This window comes from Reichenbachiella sp., from assembly GCF_965223055.1.
In the GTDB taxonomy this organism is placed as follows: domain Bacteria; phylum Bacteroidota; class Bacteroidia; order Cytophagales; family Cyclobacteriaceae; genus Reichenbachiella.
Window position 1 is genome coordinate 304,706 of record NZ_CBDCVM010000006.1, and the last position, 17,676, is coordinate 322,381.

Annotated in this window: 16 protein-coding genes; 12 read left to right on the plus strand and 4 right to left on the minus strand. The window is 40.5% G+C overall.

The genetic code is table 11. From position 1 onward, the window contains the following. The first annotated feature begins 18 nt into the window (after positions 1 to 18). The 6 genes from ACOQO5_RS06425 to ACOQO5_RS06450 all read left to right on the plus strand — a co-directional run bounded on the left by ACOQO5_RS06425 (position 19) and on the right by ACOQO5_RS06450 (position 5,937). A complete protein-coding gene (locus ACOQO5_RS06425; RefSeq protein WP_420580865.1) occupies positions 19 to 456 on the plus strand; it encodes a preQ(1) synthase in 438 nt (145 codons plus the stop codon). A gap of 11 nt (positions 457 to 467) precedes the next feature. After that, entirely contained in the window at positions 468 to 3,218 is a 2,751-nt protein-coding gene (gene metH, locus ACOQO5_RS06430) for a methionine synthase (protein ID WP_420580866.1), read from the plus strand. A 47-nt stretch (positions 3,219 to 3,265) separates the two neighbouring features. Further along, positions 3,266 to 3,634 carry a four helix bundle protein gene (locus ACOQO5_RS06435; protein WP_420580867.1) on the plus strand — a complete coding sequence of 123 codons (369 nt, stop codon included), beginning with the start codon at positions 3,266 to 3,268 and terminating at the stop codon, positions 3,632 to 3,634. A 36-nt stretch (positions 3,635 to 3,670) separates the two neighbouring features. Then, complete coding sequence (gene metF, locus ACOQO5_RS06440) at positions 3,671 to 4,627, plus strand: methylenetetrahydrofolate reductase [NAD(P)H] (protein WP_420580868.1); 957 nt, start codon at positions 3,671 to 3,673, stop codon at positions 4,625 to 4,627. A 19-nt stretch (positions 4,628 to 4,646) separates the two neighbouring features. Further along, positions 4,647 to 5,459, plus strand: a complete 813-nt coding sequence (locus tag ACOQO5_RS06445) for a PhzF family phenazine biosynthesis protein (protein ID WP_420580869.1) — start codon at positions 4,647 to 4,649, stop codon at positions 5,457 to 5,459. Positions 5,460 to 5,532: 73 nt separating this feature from the next. Continuing rightward, positions 5,533 to 5,937, plus strand: coding sequence for an EF-hand domain-containing protein (locus tag ACOQO5_RS06450; RefSeq protein ID WP_420580870.1), 405 nt, complete (start codon positions 5,533 to 5,535; stop codon positions 5,935 to 5,937). A gap of 142 nt (positions 5,938 to 6,079) precedes the next feature. Here the strand turns inward: ACOQO5_RS06450 and ACOQO5_RS06455 are convergent, their stop codons facing one another. Both ACOQO5_RS06455 and ACOQO5_RS06460 read right to left on the minus strand, forming a co-directional pair. Beyond that, the gene (locus ACOQO5_RS06455; RefSeq protein WP_420580871.1) at positions 6,080 to 7,309 is read right to left on the minus strand and encodes a hypothetical protein; all 1,230 of its coding nucleotides are present in this window, start codon (positions 7,307 to 7,309) and stop codon (positions 6,080 to 6,082) included. Next, complete coding sequence (locus tag ACOQO5_RS06460; RefSeq protein WP_420580872.1) at positions 7,306 to 9,621, minus strand: DUF2339 domain-containing protein; 2,316 nt, start codon at positions 9,619 to 9,621, stop codon at positions 7,306 to 7,308. The genes ACOQO5_RS06455 and ACOQO5_RS06460 overlap by 4 nt, the downstream gene beginning before the upstream one ends. 163 nt (positions 9,622 to 9,784) lie before the next feature. Here ACOQO5_RS06460 and ACOQO5_RS06465 point away from each other — a divergent pair, with 163 nt between their 5' ends. The 4 genes from ACOQO5_RS06465 (at position 9,785) to ACOQO5_RS06480 (ending at position 13,576) form a co-directional block, all read left to right on the plus strand. Then, on the plus strand, positions 9,785 to 11,086 hold the full coding sequence (locus ACOQO5_RS06465; RefSeq protein WP_420580873.1) for a DEAD/DEAH box helicase: 1,302 nt from the start codon (positions 9,785 to 9,787) through the stop codon (positions 11,084 to 11,086). 189 nt (positions 11,087 to 11,275) lie between these two features. Continuing rightward, on the plus strand, positions 11,276 to 12,292 hold the full coding sequence (rlmF, locus tag ACOQO5_RS06470) for a 23S rRNA (adenine(1618)-N(6))-methyltransferase RlmF (protein WP_420580874.1): 1,017 nt from the start codon (positions 11,276 to 11,278) through the stop codon (positions 12,290 to 12,292). A 101-nt stretch (positions 12,293 to 12,393) separates the two neighbouring features. After that, the gene (locus ACOQO5_RS06475; protein WP_420580875.1) at positions 12,394 to 12,582 is read left to right on the plus strand and encodes a hypothetical protein; all 189 of its coding nucleotides are present in this window, start codon (positions 12,394 to 12,396) and stop codon (positions 12,580 to 12,582) included. Between the two features lie 94 nt (positions 12,583 to 12,676). Further along, positions 12,677 to 13,576, plus strand: a complete 900-nt coding sequence (locus ACOQO5_RS06480; RefSeq protein ID WP_420580876.1) for a patatin-like phospholipase family protein — start codon at positions 12,677 to 12,679, stop codon at positions 13,574 to 13,576. Between the two features lie 88 nt (positions 13,577 to 13,664). Here the strand turns inward: ACOQO5_RS06480 and ACOQO5_RS06485 are convergent, their stop codons facing one another. Together ACOQO5_RS06485 and ACOQO5_RS06490 are read right to left on the minus strand one after the other, a co-directional pair. Then, positions 13,665 to 14,345 carry a nitroreductase family protein gene (locus ACOQO5_RS06485; protein WP_420580877.1) on the minus strand — a complete coding sequence of 227 codons (681 nt, stop codon included), beginning with the start codon at positions 14,343 to 14,345 and terminating at the stop codon, positions 13,665 to 13,667. Further along, positions 14,345 to 14,812 (minus strand): Lrp/AsnC family transcriptional regulator, encoded by a 468-nt coding sequence (locus ACOQO5_RS06490; RefSeq protein ID WP_420580878.1) that lies wholly within the window; start codon positions 14,810 to 14,812, stop codon positions 14,345 to 14,347. The genes ACOQO5_RS06485 and ACOQO5_RS06490 overlap by 1 nt, the downstream gene beginning before the upstream one ends. Positions 14,813 to 15,091: 279 nt before the next feature. Here ACOQO5_RS06490 and ACOQO5_RS06495 point away from each other — a divergent pair, with 279 nt between their 5' ends. Further along, positions 15,092 to 16,321, plus strand: a complete 1,230-nt coding sequence (locus ACOQO5_RS06495) for a Glu/Leu/Phe/Val dehydrogenase dimerization domain-containing protein (RefSeq protein ID WP_420580879.1) — start codon at positions 15,092 to 15,094, stop codon at positions 16,319 to 16,321. A 159-nt stretch (positions 16,322 to 16,480) separates the two neighbouring features. After that, the gene (locus ACOQO5_RS06500; protein WP_420580880.1) at positions 16,481 to 17,641 is read left to right on the plus strand and encodes a homogentisate 1,2-dioxygenase; all 1,161 of its coding nucleotides are present in this window, start codon (positions 16,481 to 16,483) and stop codon (positions 17,639 to 17,641) included. Positions 17,642 to 17,676: the final 35 nt, after the last annotated feature.

Consider the following 17,676-nt stretch of genomic DNA (forward strand, 5'->3'; position numbering starts at 1 on the left):
GCAACAAAACAGACAATCATGAGTGCCAAACTTTATAAAGAAATAGACAAGGAAATCCTAGTTGCTATTCCCAACCCTTCGAAAGAGGCGTATGAAATTAAAATCAAAATCCCTGAATTCACTTTTTTGGGAGTAAAACAACAACCAGATTTCGCACAGGTGTACCTTACCTTCTACCCTAAAAAAAGCATCATTGAACTCAAATCACTCAAGCAGTACGTCTACCACCTGCGAGACATCACTGTATCCTACGAAAGATTGATCAATATCTTCTATGATCACTTGATGGCAGTCTATGAGCCAGAAAGATTGAGAATTGTCATGATTTGCAACCCAAGAGGTGGAATCAGCTCAAAATGCACCATCGATTCCGATTGGAAAATCAGAGGTGGCGAAGAAAAATTCAAAGACTGGATGCATTCATCTAGCGAAGACAATTGGAATGTGGTAATGTAATTTTCACCTAAGTGGTAATTAATAAAGAAGGCAAAGGCAATATGAACATTCATCCAGACTATCCAGGCAAATACGAGTACAAGTGGCACGATCATGCGTCAATGAAATTGAGTGGACTAGAACCTCTCGTGGTTACGCCTGATATGAACTTCATCAATGTAGGCGAAAGAACCAATGTAACAGGCTCTCGGAAATTCCTCAGACTGATCAAAGAAGAAAAGTATGAAGAGGCCCTAGAGGTAGCTCGTAACCAAGTTGAAGGCGGTGCACAGATCATCGATGTCAATATGGATGAAGGCATGTTGGATGGTGCTGACACCATGACCAAATTCTTAAACTTGATGGCTGCCGAACCTGACATTGCCAGGATTCCCGTAATGATCGATTCCTCAAAGTGGGAAATTATTGAAGCTGGGTTGAAATGCACACAAGGTAAATCGGTAGTCAACTCCATCAGTTTGAAAGTGGGTGAAGAGGAATTTATCCGCCAGGCCAAATTAATCAAACAATATGGGGCTGCCGTCATCGTCATGGCCTTTGATGAAGATGGACAAGCAGACAATTACGATCGAAGAATAGAGATCGTGAAGCGATCCTACGAATTGTTGGTTGGCCCAAAAATCAACTTCAAACCAGAAGATATCATCTTCGATTTGAACATTTTCCCGGTGGCTACAGGAATGGAAGAGCATAGAAAAAATGCACTGGATTTCTTTCAAGCTACTCGGTGGGTAAGAGAGAACCTTCCTGCCGCTCATGTGAGTGGTGGCGTGAGTAATGTTTCTTTCTCTTTCAGAGGAAACAATACAGTTCGAGAGGCCATGCATTCGGCATTTCTCTATCACGCCATTGGTCAGGGCATGGATATGGGTATCGTAAATCCAGCCATGTTGGAAGTATATGACGACATCCCGAAAGACTTGTTAGAACATGTAGAAGACGTACTCCTCGACCGACGAGATGACGCCACTGAGCGACTACTAGACTTTGCTGAAACCGTTAAAGGCAGTGGTAAAGTAGAAAAGAAAAATGATGAATGGAGAGCGCTTCCTGTAGAAAAGAGAATTGAACATGCACTAGTAAAAGGAATTGTAGAGTTCATCGATGAGGACACGGAAGAAGCAAGACAATCTCTGGACAGACCCCTTCATGTAATAGAAGGACCTTTGATGGATGGTATGAATGTGGTTGGAGATTTGTTCGGCGCCGGTAAAATGTTTTTGCCACAGGTAGTGAAGAGTGCCAGAGTGATGAAAAAGGCAGTGGCCTACCTCACCCCATACCTGGAGGCCGAAAAATCAGAAGGTGACGCCCAAAATGCAGGAACTGTATTGCTGGCCACAGTAAAAGGTGATGTACATGATATAGGAAAAAACATCGTCGGTGTTGTTATGGCTTGCAACAACTACGAAATCGTAGATATGGGCGTGATGGTACCCAACGATAAGATTTTGGAGAAAGCCAAGGAAGTCAAAGCAGACATTATCGGCCTTAGCGGCTTGATCACACCATCTTTAGACGAAATGGTAGATTTCGCCAAACTACTCGAAAAAGAGAAGGTAAACTATCCACTATTGATAGGTGGAGCCACTACATCAAGAATTCACACGGCCGTAAAAGTAGATCCCTGCTATAGTGGTCCGGTGGTACATGTGCTGGATGCTTCTCGAAGTGTACCCGTGGCTGGCGAATTGCTAAGCGACAAGAAAGTTGCGTTCGTAGAAAAAACCAAAAAGGAATATCAAGAGGCCAGAGAAGGTCATGCTGGCCGAACCAAGGCAAAAAACTACATCTCTTTTGCAGATGCCCAAGCCAACTCCTTCAAAATCGATTGGGAATCCAGCACGATCAAAAAGCCAAACTTCATTGGCAACAAAACCTTCAATAACTTCCCTCTAGAGGAAATCAGAAAGTATATCGACTGGACACCTTTCTTCTCTACCTGGATGCTGAAAGGCAAATTCCCTAAGATCTTACAAGATGAAGTGATTGGCCAGCAAGCCACTGACCTGTACAATGATGCCAACAAAATGTTGGACGAGGTGATTGCTAAAAGGAGTCTTCAAGCCAATGGCGTGATAGGCATCTACCCTGCCAATAACACCAATGGTGACGATATCAAAATTTCAGACCGCTCTGGTATGGAATTGACCGAATTCCATTTCTTGCGACAGCAAGGTAAGAAGGGCTCAAACATTGCTAACCTGTCTCTTGCAGACTTTGTAGCTCCCGAGTCTTCAGGAAAGCTAGATTACATGGGTGGGTTTGCCGTTACGGCCGGAATCGGAATCGAAAAATTGATTGAAAAGTACGATAAGGAGCATGATGACTATCATTCGATCATGATCAAAGCCATTGCTGACCGATTGGCTGAAGCCTTTGCAGAATTGATGCATGAAAAAGTCAGAAAAGAGCTTTGGGGCTACGCACCAGATGAGACGCTTGACAATGACAGCTTGATCAGTGAGAAATACCATGGCATTCGACCAGCTCCAGGCTACCCGGCTTGTCCAGATCACACAGAGAAACCGATCCTATTCGACCTGCTCGATGCCGAAAAAGAGACGGGCATCAAACTCACTGAATCCAATGCCATGTATCCGGCAGCATCAGTCAGTGGATTTTATTTCGCAAATGCGGAATCTAAATACTTTGGCTTAGGAAAAATAGAAAAGGATCAAGTAGAAAATTATGCTCAAAGAAAAGGAATGACATTAGAAGAGGCTGAAAAATGGTTGTCTCCGAACTTGAATTATGATTAATAGGTGTTAAAGTGTTAGTGTGCTACGTGTATTAGTTCACAAAAAATATGGCCAAGATTGAAAAATTTGAAGACTTAGAATGTTGGAAAGAAGCTCGAATTCTAGTTAAACAAGTATTCCTAGAAGTACAAGACAACAACAAAGTTGATTGGGACACCAAAAGCCAAGTAAGGCGAGCAACATTATCCATCATGAACAACATAGCAGAAGGATTTGGAAGGTACAGTGATAAGGAATTTATACGGTTTTTAGAATACTCTAGTAGTTCTGCCGCAGAGGTCAGAAGCATGCTTTATGTATTTGAAGATCTCAACTTTACTGACTTAGAAAAATTAAAAACAATACAAGTGCAACTGAACAAAACAAGAAAACTAACTCTAGGACTAATTAGGTATCTAAAAAACAAAAAACCATAACACTCAAACACAAAGAACTATAGCACTGCATATAAAATGAAAGTAACCGAACATATCGCTAACGCCAAGGGCAATACCCTATTCTCATTGGAAATTATCCCACCGAGAAAAGGTGAGAACATTCAAAACATCTTCGATCACTTGGACCCTTTGATGGAATTCAAGCCGCCATTTATAGATGTGACCTATCACCGCGAAGAATACGTATATAAAAAGCACCCTAGTGGCCTTTTGGAAAAGAAAACAACACGTAAGCGACCTGGGACGGTTGGGATTTGTGCTGCGCTTAAACATAGGTATAATGTAGACCCAGTCCCTCATATCATCTGCGGTGGCTTCAACAAAGAAGAAACAGAAAATGCGCTGATCGATCTAAACTTCCTTGGTATTGACAATGTGCTGGTACTACGTGGAGATGCCATCAAATCCGAGCCACAATTCAAGCCCGAACCAGAAGGAAACAACTACGCCATAGACCTACTTCATCAGGTAAAGGGCATGAATGAGGGCAACTACCTCGATGATGAGATGGAAAACGCCAATCCAACTGATTTTTGTATTGGAGTGGCAGGTTATCCTGAAAAGCATTTTGAAGCGCCGAGTTTGAATTCAGATTTGAAATATCTTAAGCAAAAAGTAGATGCCGGTGCCGAATATATCGTAACACAAATGTTTTTCGACAATCAAAAGTTTTTTGAGTTTGAAAAAAAATGTAGAGATATTGGTATCAATGTACCTATCATACCAGGGCTAAAACCATTCAAAACCAAAAGCCAGCTGAGCGTACTGCCTAGCTTCTTCAAAATCGACTTGCCAGATCCCTTGATTGAAGCAGTAGAAAAATGTAAAGACAACAAAGAGGTAAAGCAGGTAGGAATCGAATGGGGCATTCAGCAATCAAAAGAACTGAAAGAACAGGGTGTCCCTGTTTTGCACTATTACTCCATGGGCAAATCTTCGAGCGTTCAAAAAATTGCGGAAGCGGTTTTCTAATAATTACCGAATTAAGATCATGAGTATAAAATCCTTTATAGTAGATTCATTCACCGATCAACCCTTCGCCGGTAATCCGGCTGGGGTCTGCCTCTTGAACGAGTCTATTGACGAAAGCCTCATGCAATCGATTGCCGCAGAATTCAACTTATCCGAAACTGCATTCCTCCTCAAAACCAATGACCAGAAGAATCACTATTCGATCAGGTATTTTACACCTACCGTAGAAATTGATTTTTGTGGGCATGCCACACTAGCCGCTTCCAAAGTGCTGATGTCCGAAGAAAAACATGAGCACGTTGATTTCACAACTTACAAAGGATTGGACCTGAGTGCTTCACAAGATGGAGCATTCGTTTTGATGAATTTTCCTCTATTCGATTCGGAGGTAAATGAACCCAATCAAAAGCTTCTGGATGCTTTTGGAATAGTAAATCCAATAGCCATTCAATTTGCCAAAGCTCTTGATATGTTGGTCATTGAAGTTAAAAATAAAGAAGCGTTATTAGCCATTAAACCAGACTTTCAAGAAGCTCTAAAAAGTTCTGATGAGGTAAAGGAGCTAGTGGTAACTACTAAATCTGAAGACAAAGAATATGATTTTTATTCGAGATGTTTTTGTCCATGGATTGGTATCAATGAAGATCCTGTGACAGGGGCGTCTCACTCCGTTTTAGCCAAATATTGGGCAGAAAAACTCAACAAGCAGGAACTATCAGCCTATCAACTATCATCACGCGGTGGTTATCTACATTTAAAAGTCATCAATCCGTCTACTCTGGAAGTAAGAAGTAATGCTTCCATAGTTTTCAAAGGAACTCTAGAGATTTAAAAAATATTCTACTCGGATTAAACCTTTTGATACTTCCAAAGTCTAACTGACTTTAAATCAAAAATTCAATAAAATGAAAGTATCAATTGTAAAGATGAGTGCTTTGGCACTTGGCGTTTTATTCTATACTCAGAGCCAAGCCCAACCGACACAAAGGCCGGACAAAGAAGAGGTTTTTGCCAAGTTAGACACTAGTAAAGATGGTCAATTGGACAAAGCTGAATTCAAGGCTGGGGCCAAATTGAGAAAGGAAAAAATCGCTGAGAAAAAAGATGCTCGAAAAGCCTTCGATCGAATGGATTCCAATGACAATGGAACCATCGAATTTGATGAATTCGAAAAAGCTGGTGAAGCACGTGAAAAAAGAAGAGAAGAACGCATGAATCCTGATGAACTATTCGAGAAAATCGACAGCAACAATGATGGGTTTGTCAGTTTAGAAGAATTCAAGGCTCACAAGAGGCCAAAGAAAAATTAGAATCAACTAAATAAGCGTATTAAATCCCCCTAGTCTCCTTTTTCTAAGGGGGAATTAAACTCCCGCTTAGGGAAGAGGGCTGGAGAGATTGAAATCTATAAACTTGGTTTTTCTCGGAGGTACTCCATAGAGAACTCTGAGTTTACTCACCAATCTCCTTCACCATTTTAAAAGAAATATAAGTAAGTCCGAATCCAACTATCGCTATCACAAACCAAACAAGATATTTGTTACTCCAAAAGCCCGACGCTTCTGAATCTTCTTTTTTTGGTCTAAGGTCAACGATTTCACCATGGGAAGTTGTCGGGATATCAGCCGGAATTTGATCCGCAAACGCCTTAAGATCATAGTCGGGTTTGCTAATTGATTCATTTCCAAATTTCAAAGTAAATGACGATCCTGGCTGCAATTCGCTGACGGTATATTTGTTCAAATAGGACGCTTTTATTGACTCAACTTTCAGAGGATGATTGTCTCGATTATCTATTTCAATAAGTAGCTCCTGAACTATAGCACCACCAAAAGAAATTGAGTTCTCACTATTGGAATTGAGTTCAAAGGAGCCCAATGATTCAAAATATTCATACTCGTTTTTCTTACGGTCGATTCCTTCTTTCTTCACTTTTACTATAGTCGGTCTTAAGTAATAGTCTTCACCACTCACTGAAAACTGCAATTGCTCCATATACACTGGCTCAGGAAAAATAACCTTAATACTGGACGTCTTCAGCGTATCCTCTTGTGAGACAATAGGACAGTCATAGACGGTCCTTACTCCTTTTTCGAGCTGTCTGTCATAATATCCAACTTTTAAGATATTGATAGGCAATCGCCAGTTGTCGTCAATCTCTAATTTGAAAAAGGCATAATCACTCAACGGGAAGTTCAGTATTTTCATTTCTGAAGTCTCCTCTTGACTTTGCATAGCATGCAATAGATAATTCTCTTTTATCACATACCAATTCTCCTGATCATCGCTTCCACTTAGCCTTGCTCTTTTCTTTACATCTGTATTCTTCACCAAAAAACTCACGTTATTGATCGGTTGCTTATCAGGGTTGTTAAAGATCAAATGAGAAATCGCATCCTCCTTATATGCTTTTTCCAGGATTTCATATTCATTGAATAGCGACTGAGTAGACATGGCATTCTCATGACGAATCAGATAAGCTTGTTCCTCTCCTTTTTCGTCATAAATTCTAATATCTGACAAGTCCAACTGAGCTCTACCTAGTAGCTCAGGCGAAAGGGGGATTTTGTGATACCCCGAATCCGAAACAGTAGATATCGGAGCTTCAAACCCAAACTCCTGAGCAAATACCTGCACACTCACTAATATGCCTAAAAGACAGCTTATCCTACTTTTCATCATCTTGGATTATAAACTTTAGTTTCTGATACAAAAACGAAATCAATAACAAAAATCACACCTAATAAGATAAAAGAAATGATTTTTCCTGTAGAATTTCCTGCAAGATCATAGAAGAACAATTTAATAATAGTGACTGAAAACACTACCAGCGAAGCCAATCGCAAAGGCTTCATTCTGAGTTTCATCCCCACTACCATCAACACTAAGGCAGATAATGCCCATACTACAGGATACACGGATCGGACAGCTGAATCTAAGGCCTCATACTCTTCTTTGCCTGATCCATATTGAAACAACATCGATAAATGCCCCACTTCAACTGTGCTCACAAACACCCCAATAAATGCCAACACCCAAAGGGAGATAGTTCCAATTTTGGATTGGAAAGAATATGTTTTCTGTATAAACTGATAACAATGAATCAAAATCAAAACAAACAAACTCAGCAGAATATAATGCCAATAGAACCCAGTGGATAGTCCATCATCAAGAATGTAATAACTCCTGGAATAATTGACTGCACTCAAATAATAGGTCATGTATGAGCCTACAGCCAGGATACTTAGAATAAAACTTGCCTTGTTCAACTGATCATTGCGTTTCTTTCTTGCAGCCAGTGCAACCAACAACACGTACAAATAATTGTAAATACCTAAAAAGATTATTCTTTTGGAAAGCACCCATTCTGCCCTTAAAAATTGATAGTTCAATTCCATCAAAAATCCCAAATAGAAAACAATCGCGAATAAAACACTGACATACGATGGCTTCCAGGTGAGTTGTATGCCTTTGATTTCAATAGTCTCGTCTTTCCTCATCAAAAGCATGGAACCAATCAATGACACCATAGCAACGAACGAAGCAACGAATGCCTTGTTGAGAAAAATATTCAATACCACGTAATCATAGCGTGGAAAGTAATTTTGCTGCCAATCTATGGAGAGGCTAATCAACATCAGAACTGTAACCAGAGCAGATGCACCTGTCAACAGTTTGATGCCTGACTTCTGAGAGAGCCATAGGAGTAGCACGGCTTCAATAGCCCAGAAGAGCGTGATGTAATTACCATCTAACTGGATCGGAGCAATCAAACTCACAAATGTCAGCACGAGCCCTATCAATAAAAACAACAAGTTCTTATCAATATCCTTCCTCTTATAGAGACCAAACGCAAATCCAAAATTGAATAATGCAACAAGTCCGGTAAACAAGCCACTCAACAATCCTGCTCTATATCCCTGGACTAATCCAAGCCCTAACCCGAAGTACAAACTGGAGTTGGTCAATAGCATCATGATCTCAGGATATTTGAACTTTTTAGAATTCTTGACATTATAGATGATCGTCATCAAAAAGAAGATTAAATAGAAAGCCGTAAGAAATATGAATAGCGGCAATCTGGTCTCGTCTTGATTATCAATAAACTTGGTAAAGTATACCCCAAGAAAGAGGAAATAAGTAAACCCATAGACCAGGTAATTGATGATATTCCATTTCTTGTAGTAGACCAGAGCCAGCATGCCAATATCCAAAATCAGAATATAGGTAAGTAATGCACTGTAGTCACCCGAACCTGTACTAACAAAAAATGGAGTTCCAAAGCCACCGATGATAGCCAATACAGCCAATTCTTTACGGTCATACGCAATGGAGAGCAATACACCAAAAGCAGTAATCACCACCATGATAATGAACGCGGCCATTTGCGGAATCAACTCATACTCATGAAAGGCCAGAGCAATCGTGAAATACAAAACAGCCAAGGCTCCACCGATCAATATGGAACTAAATTTAGCAAAGGAGCTCCGCATGTAGTGCGCCAATCCGATCATACCCCCTCCGATCAATACGCCGATCGCCACTCTCATACTTTCTGTAATCACTTCATTGTCGATCCCCAACTTCACCAGAAAGCCCATCCCAATAACGAAAATCACAATCCCAATTTTACTCAATAGGTTTTCTCCAATAAACTTCTCTAAATCTGGGTTTCTTTCCCAGAATGATGGTTTAGGAGGCTTACTCACCACCTTTTTTTTAGGTGGAACAGGCGTCGCCTTCGGTTTTTGTGATTGTGCAATCAGCTCTTTCACCGGATCTGGCTGCTTTTCTTGCACCACTTCCTTTGGCGGAATTGGTTTGGGTTTTTCAACCACAGTAGGTTTAGCAAGTTTTGCCTTTTTGGAAGCTTCTTCACCCAAAATTTCATCATGGATGTGTTTAACTCTGGTATCAATCTTATCGACTCGATCCATGAGTCGAACAATCATAATGAGCAGAATAATTAATAAGAGAATGATAAATCCTTCCATTTAGCTAAGGTTACTGTTTGTGGGTTATCCCAATTCTTAAAGCGAGACAAGATAACTTTTTCTTTGATATTGCAATAAAAAATTAGCTACCAAGTCCCTATCGCTTGTCAGCCACGCTACCATTTATATCGCTAGCTTTGCGTCCACATTCATTCATATCACTATGGAAAAATTTTCATCAAGCAACCTAAATATTAATATCAAAAAAGCCCTCGCAGAAAAAGGCATTGACATCCCTAGTGAGATTCAGGCGAAGACCATTCCTGTCTTGATGAAGCACGAAGGTGATTTTATCGGACGATCCGCCACAGGCACTGGCAAAACATATGCATACGGCACCCCCCTTCTTTCTAAAATTGATGTTGAGGTTGGAAAAGTACAAGCGGTAGTGCTTGTACCAACACGCGAACTTTGCGAGCAAGTAGGTAATGAACTAGCCTTTTTGTCCAAATATATCCCGAACCTAAAAACAGAATCCATATATGGCGGGATTTCTCTCAAAACTCAAATCCATGATCTGAGTAATGGAACCCACATTGTAGTGGCCACTCCAGGTAGATTGATGGATTTAGTCAATAGAAATGTGGTCCAACTTGAGACACTGCAATATGTGGTTTTCGATGAAGCAGATGAGATGCTTTTCAAAGGGTTTAAAACCGATATCGACAAGATTCTGGCTACAGCCAATCGAAACTACTCGACCTGGTTATTCTCGGCTACTATGCCGGATGAAGTAAATCATCTGATTAAAAAATATCTTAAAAAGGACTTGATCAAAGTATTAGTTGGCAAGGCCGAAACCCCCAATGTAGGCATCCAGCATCAACTGATCGAACTGGCTGCCGAGCAAAAATTGGACGCACTACTTCAGTTTCTTCGTCAACATGCCAACGAAAAAAGCATCATTTTTTGCCGAACCAAATCAGGTGTTCAAAAACTATATAAGCAGCTCTCGGCCAATAAATTTAGCTGTGGGGCCATCCATGGCGACTTGCCCCAAGGTCTTCGCAACAAGGTAATGGATCAATTTAAGGCTGGCAGCATCAGTACATTGATTGCTACAGATGTGGCTTCCAGGGGTGTAGATATAGATAGCGTAGGCATGATCTTCCAGTACCATATTCCAGACACCAAAGAATCTTACACCCATCGAAGTGGCCGCTCGTCTCGCGCAGGTAAATCTGGGATAAGTCTGACATTCATCTTTCCGGAAGAACGAGAAAAGTGGAATGAAATTCAGAAAGGACTGGATTTGAAATTTAAAACAATCCCGGTACCCACTCACAAGGATCAACTGGTCGGCAAAGCCATGATATGGGCACAAAAAATTGCCAAATCAAAACCTGTGGGTAATAAGCTAGACGAATCAACCAGAAACGAATTCAAAGATCAATTGAAGCATTTATCAAAAGATGAATTGCTGGAAAAGCTCTTGGCTACTTATTTGAGAGAGCAGCAGGGATAAAGAAATACCTCGTCATTGCGAGAAGAAGAATTTGCGACAAGCAAATATTCGACGTGGCAATCCACTCTAGCCTTCTTCTGCATCTCATGATACGCAGACTGAAAAGTATGAGATTGCCGCGTTGCGCTTGCGACCATAGTCGAATTGCTCGTCTCGCAATGACGGAAAATAAGTTGATTAGCTTTGTTTTTGGTTAAAAGCGACCAAACTGCAGAAATATTTGAAAACACGATGCCAAACAAAAAGAAACAATCCAAATCCTCCTCAAAAATCCACCCCCGCAACAAACACACAGGCCGCTACGATTTCAAGGCACTGATCGAGGCATTACCGGCACTGGCAGATCATGTCCGCCCCAACCTCCACGGCGACGACTCCATCGACTTTGCGAATCCGGAAAGCGTGAAGGCACTAAATAAAGCACTACTCAAACTGCAATACGACATCCAAGACTGGGATGTACCCGAAGGCTACCTCTGCCCGCCGATCCCCGGTCGAGCCGACTACATCCACCACATGGCCGATTGGCTGTGCAGCCACAATTATGGCAAAATCCCTACAGGAGAAAAGATCACCTGTCTGGATATCGGTGTCGGAGCCAGCTGTATATATCCCATCATCGGACAGAAAGAGTATGGTTGGCAATTTATTGCCTCGGATATCGACGGAAAATCCATAGCTTCATCGCAGCGGATCGTTGATCAAAACCCTTCTTTGAAAGGAAAAGTAACCTTTCAGCACCAACCCGAACCCAAAGACATCATTTATGGAATATTGACCAAGGAAGAACGCATTGATTTAGCCGTTTGCAATCCGCCTTTTCATGCCTCTGCCAAAGACGCTCAAAAAGGTTCATTGCGAAAAGTAAATAACCTCAATAAAGAAAAAGTAAAAGAAGCCACACTCAACTTCGGCGGCCAAAGCAACGAACTTTGGTGCGAAGGTGGAGAAAGAAAATTTGTACGTGAACTGGTTCGACAAAGCAGCAAGTTTCCAAAATCTTGCTTTTGGTATTCATCGCTAGTTTCCAAGCAGTCCAACCTCAAAAGTATCTACGAAGCCCTGAACAAAGCCAAAGCCACTATCGTGCACACTATCCCTATGGGTCAAGGCAACAAATCCAGCCGCATCGTCACCTGGACTTTCCTATCCAAAGAACAACAAAAAAAGTGGAAGGATATGAGGTGGAATGGAAGGAAGAAGTAACTTTAAACAACCCAATAATGATATAAAGATAGCCAACACACTCAATGTGCAGTCTATCCAAAAAACTCATTCAGCAAAATATTACATCAACCAAAACCAACATGACCAAATTTAAATATTCTATTGCCATTGGTGCCTCTATCCTAATTCTTGGTCACTTGTATGTTATGAATTACAATGATTTGAGCTGGTCCAACAATGTAGGAGCCTATCTTGGAATTATATCGATGATTTTCTTGCTAATTGCTACGATATTCAACATTCGAGATGCAAAAAGAAAGTCCCAGTAACAATAAGTTCAATCCTAATCAGTGCCTTACTAAATTCAATCATTCCAGACCTTGAAATCTGTAATACTCAAACAGGCTTATTAACTTGTAGCCTATGAGCGAAAAAGAAAGCAAGAAACAAACCGTATCCTTAGTATTAGGAAGTGGAGGCGCCAGAGGCCTCGCTCACATCGGAGTGATCAAATGGCTTGAGGAAAACGACTACGAAGTCAAGTCCATTGCTGGTTGTTCGATTGACGCTATGATCGGAGGGGTTTATGCCGCTGGCAAATTAGATGAATTGGAAGAATGGATGTGCTCCATTACTAAAATGGATATGGCCAATCTCCTCGACATCTCTTGGGGCAATGGTGGTATTTTTAAAGGAGACAAAGTAATAGACACCTTGAAAGATCTGATTGGAGATAAACAAATTAAAAACCTTCCCATCCCATTTACTGCTGTTGCAGCGGACATGATTACACAAAAAGAAGTCTGGATTAATAAAGGTTCACTTTTTGATGCCATCCGAGCTTCAATTTCTCTACCTCTCTTTTTTACACCAGTGAAACACAAAGACAAGTTACTCATTGACGGTGGTGTCTTAAATCCTGTACCAATAGCTCCTACATTCGATGACCATACAGACCTGACCATTGCTGTAAATCTGGGTGACCCTCTCCTAAAGAAGAATGAAAAAGAGGCCAATTCAAAAGAGAAAAAAGAAGGCTGGGGTAAATTTCAAGAAAGCATCAAGAAATTTATCGACAAATACAGTGACTCCGATAATTCCGAAGAAAAAGACTGGGGTATGTATAAGGTAGCCGACCGGGCATTTGACACTATGCAAAGTTCTATTGCTCGAATGAAAATCGCTACCTATCCCCCTGATGTTGAAATTAAAATAGCTCGAAATGCGTGTGGCACGTTAGACTTTGATCGAGCTTCGCATATGATTGAGCTGGGTTATAATAGGACAAAAGAAGCCTTTGAAGCGAATAACAAAGTAGTATAGCAATTTTGCAGCCTAAAAAGCACATTCAAAATTCATATACTACCGTTAAATTCTAATGATCTGCCTGGATTGAAAATGCTCGTTATTATTAATAATAAACTGCAATCTCGTCCAACGACTTCCTCGTCAGCTTAGGGACATAAACCTCATCCTCTGCATATCCGATGGGCAGTAACAAAAAGGCCCTTTCATTTTCTGGTCGCTCCAATATTTCCTGAAGAAAATTCATAGGGCTCGGGGTATGAGTAAGTGTGACCAAACCAGCATTGTGAATCGCTGAGATTAAAAAACCACAAGCAATACCCACTGATTCGTTTACATAATAATTATTATGCTTTTTGCCCTCCTCATCTCTTTCGAAAACACGTTTAAAAACAATAATCAAATATGGAGCCTTCTCTAAAAACGGTTTCACATCATCTGTTCCTATCGGCTTCAAATCATCCAACCAACGGTCGCTCATTCTGTTGGCATAACTCTCTCTCTCTTCCTCTTCTGCTGCGGCTCGTATTTTGCTTTTAATTTCTGGATTAGAAACCACACAAAATGTCCATGGCTGCTTGTGGGCACCAGAAGGCGCTGTAGATGCCGCCTTTATAAGGTTGTCAATGATCTCTTGAGGCACAGGTTTATCCGAAATTTCACGCACTGTTCTTCTGCGATCGATCCATTCAAAGTGCTCTTCACTTCGCTGAATCATTTCTGCTTCGGGATAACTATCAGGCGTATATGCTTCGTGGATATGTCCTTTTATTTCTTTGGTTTTCATTAGGAATCTAGTTTATAGGCAGTGGTAAATTTATCTCTGGAAAGCACGAATTGGCTCTTCACATGGGCAATATTTGAATTGACAGACAGGTTAGCCAAAATAAATTTCTGAAAGGTTTCTATATCTCGAGTCACGATTTTGAGCATGTAATCGAAATCGCCCGCAATGTGATAGACTTCATGCACTTCTTTGAATTGATTCATCTCATCGATGAATTTTTCCAGATAAGAACGAGTATGGTTTTTTAGAGAAATGGATACAAAGACTGTCAACTTACGGTCGATTTTCTTATGATTGAGTAATGCCACATACTTGGCTATAACTCCATCTTTTTCCAATCTTTTCATTCGTTCAAAAATCGGAGTAGTAGAAAGTCCAAGCTTCTCTGAAAGTGCCTTATTTGTGATTCTTCCTTCCTCCTGCAAGACATTTAAAATCTTAATGTCGGTAGCGTCTAACTGTGTCATTTTAGAATTTAATTATTTTGTTTAGTCATATTGAACATTCAAAAGTATATTATCCTTTATATCAATATTCAATTGTTGTATTATTCTAAATAATTAGAAATATTAAGAATAATCAAACATTCAAGATAAGTAAAATCTAACTTCGCACAAGATATTTTTGAAATAAATTGTTCTTACTAACCATAGCACAAGCTAATTTTTATTAGTCTCAATTATGCTTGAGTAGAATTTTATTCTATCTGATATCTAATTAACAGAACAAATCAACATCAACATTTAATGAAGGAATTACTAAACAAATTTGAAGCGAAGCGACCAGAGGTAGTATTCGAGTGGAAAGATGCAGAAACAGATGCAGAAGGCTGGGTGGTGATCAACTCTCTACGTGGTGGTGCAGCAGGCGGCGGCACACGAATGAGAAAAGGATTGAACAAAAGAGAAGTAGAGTCTCTAGCCAAAACCATGGAAATTAAGTTTAGTATTTCGGGTCCTCCTATTGGCGGGGCTAAATCGGGGATTAACTTCGACCCCTCAGATCCGCGTAAGGAAGGCGTATTACAAAGATGGTACGCAGCTGTGATGCCACTTTTAAAGTATTACTACGGGACAGGGGGTGATTTGAACGTAGATGAGATCCACGAAGTAATTCCAATCACGGAAGACCACGGCATATGGCATCCACAAGAGGGTGTGTTTACCGGACACTTCCACCCTACCGAGGCGCAGAAGGTGAATCGAATTGGCCAGTTGCGTCAAGGTGTGATTAAAATCATTGAAGACGAAAAATACACTCCAGACTTATTCAAAAAATATACTGTGGCCGACATGATCACTGGATACGGTGTATCTGAAGCAGTAAGGCACTACTACAATCTTTGGAGCGGAGACATTTCCAGCAAGAAAGCTATCATTCAAGGATGGGGCAATGTAGGTGCAGCTGCAGCCTTCTACCTAGCCCAAATGGGCGTTAAAGTAGTAGGAATTATAGACAGAGCTGGTGGATTAATCAAAGAAGAAGGATTTTCATTTGAAGAAATTGCAGCTTTATTTGTCAACAGAAACGGCAACCAACTCAACAGCCCTGACGTCATTCCATTCGAAGAGATCAATGCCAAAATTTGGGATCTGAATGCAGAAATTTTTATCCCGGCTGCTGCGTCAAGGTTGATCACACAAGATCAATTGGACCGAATGGTAAAATCAGGACTTGAAGTCATCTCTTGTGGAGCTAATGTTCCTTTTGCTGATGAAGCTATTTTCTATGGGCCAATCAGTGAATATGCCGATAAAAATGTTTCTGTCATCCCTGATTTTATTGCCAATTGTGGAATGGCCAGAGTGTTCGCTTATCTAATGTCTGGTGAAGTGGATATGACGGACGATGGTATTTTTAGCGATACATCCAACATCATTGGTAAAGCTTTGGAAGCCATTCACAAGCAGAATAAAGAGAAAACTCTTCTCACCAATACAGCTTTTGAGAATTCATTAGGCCAATTGGTGAACTAGTGTTAGAGTTCGTAAATTTATACAACGACTCGATTAATAAACTTACTCCGTCAATGCGAGCGGAGCGACGCAATCTCATCAGAGTTATCTTAATGGCATAAGATCGCTTCGTATCCTCGTGATGACGTTATTTATTTCGAAATTAAACATTAAACCACTATGCCTCAATATCATCAATTAGGTAAGATTCCGCACAAGCGACATACCACTTTCAAAAAAGAAGATGGAAGTATTCACTACGAACAGCTATTTGGTACGATAGGTTTCGATGGCATGTCATCATTGATGTATCATTTGCATCGACCGACCATGGTGAAAGATGTCACCAAATCGTACAGCGTAGCTCCAAAGATTGCTGAAGAAAAAAATATGCTCTCTTTGGCGATGGAAGGCTTTAAGGTGCCCTCAGAAAATGACTACTTGGATAGCAGAAAAACGGTACTCGTTAATTCAGATTGTCACATCGTTCTTGCTTCCCCTAAACAAAGTCAAACAGAATATTTCTATAAAAATGCTGATTGTGATGAATTAATTTTCATCCACAAAGGCACTGGTACACTTAAAACTCAATTGGGAAATATCACCTTTGGGTATGGCGACTATCTTTTGGTACCTCGAGGAATGATCTATCAGATGCATTTTGACTCGGAAGACAATCGATTATTTATAGTAGAATCGAAACGACCAATCTATACCCCCAAACGCTATAGAAATTGGTTTGGTCAGCTATTGGAGCACTCTCCATTTTGTGAGCGTGACTTTAGAAGACCTTCAGAATTAGAGACATTTGATGAGTTAGGGGATTTTACCATAAAGGTAAAAAAGGAGGACATGATGCATGAATACGTTTATGCCAATCATCCATTCGACATTGTTGGCTGGGATGGGTACAATTACCCCTATGCATTTTCTATCCACGATTTCGAGCCTATTACAGGACGTGTACACTTACCGCCTCCCATTCATCAGACATTTGAAACTGACGCATTTGTGATCTGCTCATTTGTACCAAGGCTGTATGATTATCATCCAGAAGCGATACCAGCACCATACAATCACAGTAACATTGATTCAGACGAGGTATTGTATTATGTAGATGGGGATTTTATGAGCAGAAACAATATTGAAAAAGGCAACATTACTTTGCACCCAGCAGGCATTCCGCATGGCCCTCATCCAGGAGCTACGGAAAGAAGTATAGGTGAAAAAGTTACGGAAGAGTTAGCAGTCATGGTAGATACCTTTAAACCATTGCAAGTGACTGAAGAAGCGATGAAAATATTAATTAAAGACTACCACAAAAGCTGGTTGGAAAAATAGGAATTTTTCGTTGGTGACAACACCAACGAAGGCGA